This is a genomic window from Endozoicomonas ascidiicola (assembly GCF_001646945.1).
In the GTDB taxonomy this organism is placed as follows: Bacteria; Pseudomonadota; Gammaproteobacteria; order Pseudomonadales; family Endozoicomonadaceae; genus Endozoicomonas; species Endozoicomonas ascidiicola.
Map to the genome: position 1 here is coordinate 61,587 of NZ_LUTV01000004.1, position 8,210 is coordinate 69,796.

The following is an 8,210-nucleotide window of genomic DNA, read 5'->3' on the forward strand; positions in this document are numbered from 1 at the left end:
GCGAGCAAAATTTGTGCGTGGCGTTTTTTGTGTTGCGCAATTATTGGTTTTTCTTGTTTGATTAAAGCCTCAAGCATTGAGCGTTCATCATCACTTAAACGAACATGGTATTTAACGTTCATGACGGCTCCATCTTTTGTTGCAGTGGAGCTGTCAGGATAATACAAAATTCAGTCTATCATTTGACGGTGGATGGAGTACTAGCCACTGGGTCTGCTCTCGTCCATGTTGCTGCAAGAAGAACCAGAATGATCGGTAGAAAATATGTCATAGCCCTCTTCAACCAAGCGCTCTGGTGCTTCATAGGTTTGATATTTTCTTTATCTGCCGAACTGAACATTAGTTAATATATATGCAATGCTTGGATTTTTTGATGCATAGCAAAAACCCCGAACACGAAGTGCTCGGGGTTTTCACAACCTTGAGCGAACTCAAGGGTAATTTAGTGCCTGGCGATGACCTACTCTCACATGGGGAAGCCCCACACTACCATCGGCGATAAGTCATTTCACTACTGAGTTCGGGATGGGATCAGGTGGTTCTAACTTTCTATGGTCGCCAGGCGTAACTGGTGACTGCTCGCTTTCGCGCTCAGTCTTGGAATCCGTTTATTTAAGCTGTCTTTCTTGCTAAACACTCTMATGCTATATGCATGGCTTCTGCTTCTGCAGATCGCTTTGGCGTTATATGGTCAAGCCGCACGAGTCATTAGTATTGGTTAGCTCAATGCCTCACAGCACTTACACACCCAACCTATCAACGTCATAGTCTTTAACGGCTCTTCAGGGGCATCTAGTGCCCAGGGAAGTCTCATCTTGAAGGGGGCTTCCCGCTTAGATGCTTTCAGCGGTTATCMCGTCCGAACATAGCTACCGGGCAATGCGTCTGGCGACACAACCCGAACACCAGTGGTCCGTCCACTCCGGTCCTCTCGTACTAGGAGCAGCTCTTCTCAAACTTCCAACGTCCACGGCAGATAGGGACCGAACTGTCTCACGACGTTCTAAACCCAGCTCGCGTACCACTTTAAATGGCGAACAGCCATACCCTTGGGACCGGCTTCAGCCCCAGGATGTGATGAGCCGACATCGAGGTGCCAAACACCGCCGTCGATGTGAACTCTTGGGCGGTATCAGCCTGTTATCCCCGGAGTACCTTTTATCCGTTGAGCGATGGCCCTTCCATTCAGAACCACCGGATCACTATGACCTACTTTCGTACCTGCTCGAGATGTACCTCTCGCAGTCAAGCTGGCTTGTGCCATTACACTAACCGTACGATGTCCGACCGTACTTAGCCAACCTTCGTGCTCCTCCGTTACTCTTTGGGAGGAGACCGCCCCAGTCAAACTACCCACCACACAATGTCCCCGATCCCGTTTCAGGACCTGGGTTAGAACYYCAATATTGCCAGGGTGGTATTTCAAGRTTGRCTCCACRHKAACTRGCGTCMWCGCTTCAAAGCCTCCCACCTATCCTACACAAGCAACATCAAAATCCACTGTGAAGCTATAGTAAAGGTTCACGGGGTCTTTCCGTCTAGCCGCGGATACGCTGCATCTTAACAGCGATTTCAATTTCACTGAGTCTCGGGTGGAGACAGCGTGGCCATCGTTACGCCATTCGTGCAGGTCGGAACTTACCCGACAAGGAATTTCGCTACCTTAGGACCGTTATAGTTACGGCCGCCGTTTACTCGGGCTTCGATCAAGAGCTTCTCCACTCTCCTAAAAGAGGGATAACCCCATCAATTAACCTTCGAGCACCGGGCAGGCGTCACACCGTATACGTCCACTTTCGTGTTTGCACAGTGCTGTGTTTTTAATAAACAGTCGCAGCCACCTGGTATCTTCGACCAGCCTCAGCTTACGGAGCAAGTCCGATCACCAAAGCCGGCGCACCTTCTCCCGAAGTTACGGTGCCATTTTGCCTAGTTCCTTCACCCGAGTTCTCTCAAGCGCCTTGGTATTCTCTACCTGACCACCTGTGTCGGTTTGGGGTACGGTCCCTTTTGACCTGAAGCTTAGAAGTTTTTCCTGGAAGCATGGCATCAATCACTTCRGYTCCGTAGARCCTCGTCATCAATTCTCGGCCTTGAGGWYCCGGATTTGCCTGGRWCCCCAGCCTACGATCTTAAACGCGGACAACCAACGCCGCGCTGACCTAGCCTTCTCCGTCACTCCGTCGCAGTCAAAAGGGGTACAGGAATATTGACCTGTTTCCCATCGATTACGTCTTTCGACCTCACCTTAGGGGCCGACTCACCCTGCGCCGATTAACGTTGCGCAGGAACCCTTGGTCTTCCGGCGGGGGAGCTTCTCACTCCCCTTGTCGTTACTCATGTCAGCATTCGCACTTCTGATACCTCCAGCATACCTCCCGATACACCTTCAACGGCTTACAGAACGCTCCTCTACCGCTTCARTGGTCAGTTTTCAGTTGTTGGTYGTCAGTTTTGCTCAGAGTTATTGGAAACTCTTGTGCAAACCAACCAACATTTTACTGTGTTTGCAGTTTTTAAACTTACAACTGCTAACTAACAACTGAAAACTGACCACTGAAACCCGTAGCTTCGGTGTCTAGTTTGAGCCCCGTTAAATCTTCCGCGCGAGCCGACTCGACCAGTGAGCTATTACGCTTTCTTTAAAGGGTGGCTGCTTCTAAGCCAACCTCCTGGCTGTCTGGGCCTTCTCACATCGTTTCCCACTTAACTAGAACTTTGGGACCTTAGCTGACGGTCTGGGTTGTTTCCCTTTCCACGACGGACGTTAGCACCCGCCGTGTGTCTCCCGTGATTGCACTCATTRGTATTCGGAGTTTGCATGGGGTTGGTAAGTCGGGATGACCCCCTAGCCCAAACAGTGCTCTACCCCCAATGGTGATACACGAGGCRCTACCTAAATAGCTTTCGAGGAGAACCAGCTATCTCCGGGCTTGATTAGCCTTTCACTCCTATCCACAAGTCATCCGCTAGCTTTTCAACGATAGTCGGTTCGGTCCTCCAATTGATGTTACTCAATCTTCAACCTGCCCATGGATAGATCGCCCGGTTTCGGGTCTAATCCCAGCGACTCCTAGTCTCGTTAAAGACTTCACGCCCTATTAAGACTCGGTTTCCCTACGGCTCCCCTATACGGTTAACCTTGCCACTGAAATTAAGTCGCTGACCCATTATACAAAAGGTACGCAGTCACAAGACGTGCTTTATAAATAAAGAGTGCTTGCTCCCACTGCTTGTACGTACACGGATTCAGGTTCTATTTCACTCCCCTCAACGGGGTTCTTTTCGCCTTTCCCTCACGGTACTRGTTCACTATCGGTCAGTCAGGAGTATTTAGCCTTGGAGGATGGTCCCCCCTCGTCCGAAGACASTTCAGTCAGGATTTCTCGTGTCCCGACCTACTCGATTTCACAATARRKKMRYTTTCGYGTACGGGGCTWTCACCCWCTATGGCSRCACTTTCCAGAGYSTTCCRCTAACWCMYAAATTGCTTAAGGGCTAATCCCCGTTCGCTCGCCGCTACTAGGGGAATCTCAATTGATTTCTTTTCCTCCGGGTACTTAGATGTTTCAGTTCCCCGGGTTCGCCTTCTAAAGCCTATGTATTCAGCTAAAGAATAACCGCTTATGCGGTTGGGTTTCCCCATTCGGAAATCTCTGGATCAAGGCCTGTTTATCGGCTCCCCAAAGCTTATCGCAGATTACCACGTCCTTCATCGCCTCTGACTGCCAAGGCATCCACCGTGTACGCTTAGTCACTTGACCATATAACCCAAAACGATCTTTTTGGCYTTGATATTTTCCTTCATGCGGCGYTGCAATCTTCACTCTGTCAGTCACATACGATTCGTATGCTCCTTCCGTCGTTCAGTTTGCGCCTTGCCTGAAGCAAAATCTCTTCGCCAAAACCTGACTGTTAAGAAAGGTTCGATCAAAGTTATAGGCAATAACTACCTTAACGATCAAATGAATTCAAAAGCACCTTTCAGTGTTTTCAAATCCATCGCCATACACATTAGCAATGATCTTTCGATCATATACTTGAGAGTGTCTCAGCAAGAATTTCATTAACGACCAATTAATAATAAATTATCAATCAGCTGAGTAATGCAATTCAGCTTAAATTTGGATTCCACATTGTTAAAGAACGATCTTTCGTAAAGAAAGAAAGCAAAATATGCTTAATGAATCAGTCAATTTCGACATGAGAAAATGGTGGAGCTATGCGGGATCGAACCGCAGACCCCCTGCGTGCAAGGCAGGTGCTCTCCCAGCTGAGCTATAGCCCCATGTCTCTTTCTGTCATCTTTATGGAAGCGGATCATCCAGAATTTTATTCTGATCGAGGCGAAAGTGAGCGAAGCATACTCATAGTATGTGTGCTTTCTTTCAACGAAGAGCAGAATAAAATTTGGTGGGTCTGGGCAGATTCGAACTGCCGACCTCACCCTTATCAGGGGTGCGCTCTAACCAACTGAGCTACAGACCCAAATGCTATCCACAAGATAACGGATTCATTAAATACACTTTTAAAGAACTTTTACAGTCTCAGGACAAGACTGCTTTAACAGAATAATCAAACAATTCGTGTGAACGCTTATGGACRTCGGTTTTCGTTTAAGGAGGTGATCCAGCCCCAGGTTCCCCTAGGGCTACCTTGTTACGACTTCACCCCAGTCATGAATCACTCCGTGGTGATCGCCCTCCCGAAGGTTAGGCTAACCACTTCTGGAGCAACCCACTCCCATGGTGTGACGGGCGGTGTGTACAAGGCCCGGGAACGTATTCACCGTGACATTCTGATTCACGATTACTAGCGATTCCGACTTCATGGARTCGAGTTGCAGACTCCAATCCGGACTACGATGCACTTTCTCAGATTAGCTCCACCTCGCGGCTTGGCAACCGTCTGTATGCACCATTGTAGCACGTGTGTAGCCCTGGCCGTAAGGGCCATGATGACTTGACGTCGTCCCCACCTTCCTCCGGTTTGTCACCGGCAGTCTCCCTAGAGTGCCCACCATAACGTGCTGGTAACTAAGGACAAGGGTTGCGCTCGTTGCGGGACTTAACCCAACATCTCACGACACGAGCTGACGACAGCCATGCAGCACCTGTCTCTGCGTTCCCGAAGGCACCAATCTATCTCTAGAAAGTTCGCAGGATGTCAAGGCCAGGTAAGGTTCTTCGCGTTGCTTCGAATTAAACCACATGCTCCACCGCTTGTGCGGGCCCCCGTCAATTCATTTGAGTTTTAACCTTGCGGCCGTACTCCCCAGGCGGTCTACTTATCGCGTTAGCTKCGTTACCCATCGTACAAGACAACGGACAACTAGTAGACATCGTTTACGGCGTGGACTACCAGGGTATCTAATCCTGTTTGCTCCCCACGCTTTCGTACCTCAGCGTCAGTGTCAAGCCAGAGTRTCGCCTTCGCCACTGGTGTTCCTTCCTATATCTACGCATTTCACCGCTACACAGGAAATTCCACACTCCTCTCTCGCACTCTAGCCACYCAGTTTTGGATGCAGTTCCCAGGTTRAGCCCGGGGCTTTCACATCCAACTTAAGTAGCCGCCTACGCACGCTTTACGCCCAGTAATTCCGATTAACGCTCGCACCCTCCGTATTACCGCGGCTGCTGGCACGGAGTTAGCCGGTGCTTCTTCTGCGAGTAACGTCACAGAYTAAAGGTATTAACTTTAAYCCTTTCCTCCTCGCTGAAAGTGCTTTACAACCCTAAGGCCTTCTTCACACACGCGGCATGGCTGCATCAGGCTTTCGCCCATTGTGCAATATTCCCCACTGCTGCCTCCCGTAGGAGTCTGGGCCGTGTCTCAGTCCCAGTGTGGCTGATCATCCTCTCAGACCAGCTACGGATCGTCGCCTTGGTAGGCCTTTACCCCACCAACAAGCTAATCCGACGCAGGCTCATCTGATAGCGAAAGGCTCACTCCTAATAAAAGAAATGGGTCCCCTCCTTTCCCCCTTAGGGCGTATGCGGTATTAATCCGGATTTCTCCGGGCTATCCCCCACTACCAGGCAGATTCCTACGTGTTACGCACCCGTCCGCCGCTCGTCAGCAGAAAGCAAGCTTTCCCTGTTACCGCTCGACTTGCATGTGTTAGGCCTGCCGCCAGCGTTCAATCTGAGCCATGATCAAACTCTTCAGTTTAAATCGTTTTGTTGAAAACCTTTCCGAAGATACTCTTCAGAAGAGAAGTCAACTGCTCAACATTCTCATGAACGTCACATTTTATTTAACTGCCTGTGAAGACAGCTGAATTAACGAGTGTTCACTTGATTGATCAAGCATTCAAAGTTTTTGAAAGAGACTCTTTATACAAGTACAAAGAGAAGCTTTCTTAACCGATGCAATCGCACAAGCGCCCACACGAATTGTCTGATATCTTGTTAAAGAACCTGATCAGTGCGTGCCGAAGCGCGTCTTATCTAATCTCCAACCGGCGATGGTGCCGATCAGCGAGGTCGCTATCATACCGAAGCGACTTTCGTTGTCAAGCGATCGTTTTCAGATGCTTTTCAACTCGCTGACGTTGTCGTTCAGACCGTGTCAGCGGAGGCGCATATTACCGCATCTCGTTGATTTGTCAATCGGTTGTTTTCATCGTTTGATTCAAGCAATCGTTTTCAAATCACTCTTCCTGTTAGTGATGAATCCTCATCAGTTAACGTTGGCTTTCTCGTTGGAGATCGTCCGTGGAAGAGGGGCGCATTCTACGCACATTGTCGTTTTTGGCAAGAGGTGTTTTGAAATTAATTTATGCCCGCTGAAAATCAAAAGCCAGAACATCAGCGATGTTATTGGCGCCTAATAAAAGCATCAGTAGACGATCAATACCAAGAGCCACTCCAGCACAGTCTGGCATTCCATGTTTTAGAGCATCCACCATATGCTGATCATAAGGATAAAGGTCATATCCTCTTTGCTGCCTTTTAATACGCTCGTCTTCAAAACGCTTTTCCTGCTCATCACCATCAGTCAACTCGTGATAGCCATTCGCCAATTCGACTCCGTTAATAAAGAGCTCAAACCTCGAGGAAACAGGCTGCCCTTTTTTATTCAAGCTTTCTCTTGCCAGAGCGGACATCGTCACGGGGTAGTCATAGACAAAGCAACCCTCCAACCCATCTTCACTTATGCCGCCCAGCTCAGGCTCAATAAATTTGGAGAACAATAGATCCAGGCAGTCATTTCGTTCCAACCCCTGAAGTTTTGCATCAATGCGTTCACCCACCATGCTGCCCAGCTCTTCATCAGAAGCCAGATAAGGGTTAATGCCCAGGGCATTCTCAAACAGCTCCCCGTAACTGACTCGTCTTACCTCTTTATAGTTGCAGATGCTGGATAGCAATGATGACATATCATCCATCAGGGTCTGATCTGTCATCCCCACTCGATACCACTCCAGCATGGTGAACTCCGGATTATGACGGCCACCAGCTTCACCGTTACGAAATACACGCCCTAGCGAATAAATATCACCACTGCCAGAGGCCAGCAGCCGCTTCATGGCAAACTCAGGCGAGGTGCGCAAATAACAGAGCTGGTTCTGATCATGACCAATGGGTGTGAATTCGGAGGCAAAGCTATCTATATAGACATCCACCGTGGCACTGCTGGACAGAATAGGCGTTTCGACTTCCATAACACCTTGCCCATCAAAATATGCTCTTATCTTTCGCAAAAGATGCGCTCTTTCACGCAGAGCCATCATCGATGCCGATGGGCGCCAGAGTTGTTCTGTCACAGCGTTTCTCCAATAGTGCGACTAGTCATAATTTTGATACAGGTCGTAGGGTAGCACTCAATCAGCGTTGTTTCAGGTGCGTTTTTTTAATAGAAGAAGCACCGCCTTTTGCGACGACTGCTTCGGCAAAATTATCAGGTAGCTCGCGCCAAGGCACAAAAGTAATAGCTGGGATATTGCTTATATTGACGTTCTTTCAGCAATTCCCGCTGACAGCTTATTAATGCTCAAATTAATTGGTAATTCAAACCGCCATTTATTCAGGACGAACGAAGTCACGCTGACTAATGAGCAACAATATCCGCAAGTTCTAAACACAGGTTAAACAGGACTAAACCAAAACTCACTTGAAACCATCGGTTTTATTTTGGTTTTGGCTTAACCGGTTTTCTGAGCACCTCTTCCTCCTCGTCAAGAGACGTCTTGGTATGGAGTCTGT

1 protein-coding gene, 2 tRNA genes and 3 rRNA genes are annotated in these 8,210 nt (G+C 48.7%); all 6 read right to left on the minus strand.

Annotated elements, in window-relative coordinates:
• Positions 1-447: 447 nt before the first annotated feature.
• Positions 448-563: ribosomal RNA gene (gene rrf / locus AKL11_RS11100) — 5S ribosomal RNA — on the minus strand.
• Positions 564-687: 124 nt separating this feature from the next.
• A 23S ribosomal RNA gene (locus AKL11_RS11105) occupies positions 688-3,764 on the minus strand.
• Positions 3,765-4,212: 448 nt separating this feature from the next.
• Positions 4,213-4,288: transfer RNA gene (locus AKL11_RS11110), tRNA-Ala, on the minus strand.
• A 123-nt stretch (positions 4,289-4,411) separates the two neighbouring features.
• Positions 4,412-4,488 (minus strand) — tRNA-Ile (locus AKL11_RS11115).
• Between the two features lie 129 nt (positions 4,489-4,617).
• Positions 4,618-6,174 (minus strand): 16S ribosomal RNA (locus tag AKL11_RS11120).
• Together the 16S, 23S and 5S rRNA genes with 2 tRNA genes alongside form the textbook arrangement of a ribosomal RNA operon.
• Before the next feature lie 607 nt (positions 6,175-6,781).
• Positions 6,782-7,771: an EF-P lysine aminoacylase EpmA gene (gene epmA, locus AKL11_RS11125; RefSeq protein WP_253705195.1), complete on the minus strand. Its 990-nt coding sequence runs from the start codon at positions 7,769-7,771 to the stop codon at positions 6,782-6,784.
• Between the last annotated feature and the right edge of the window lie 439 nt (positions 7,772-8,210).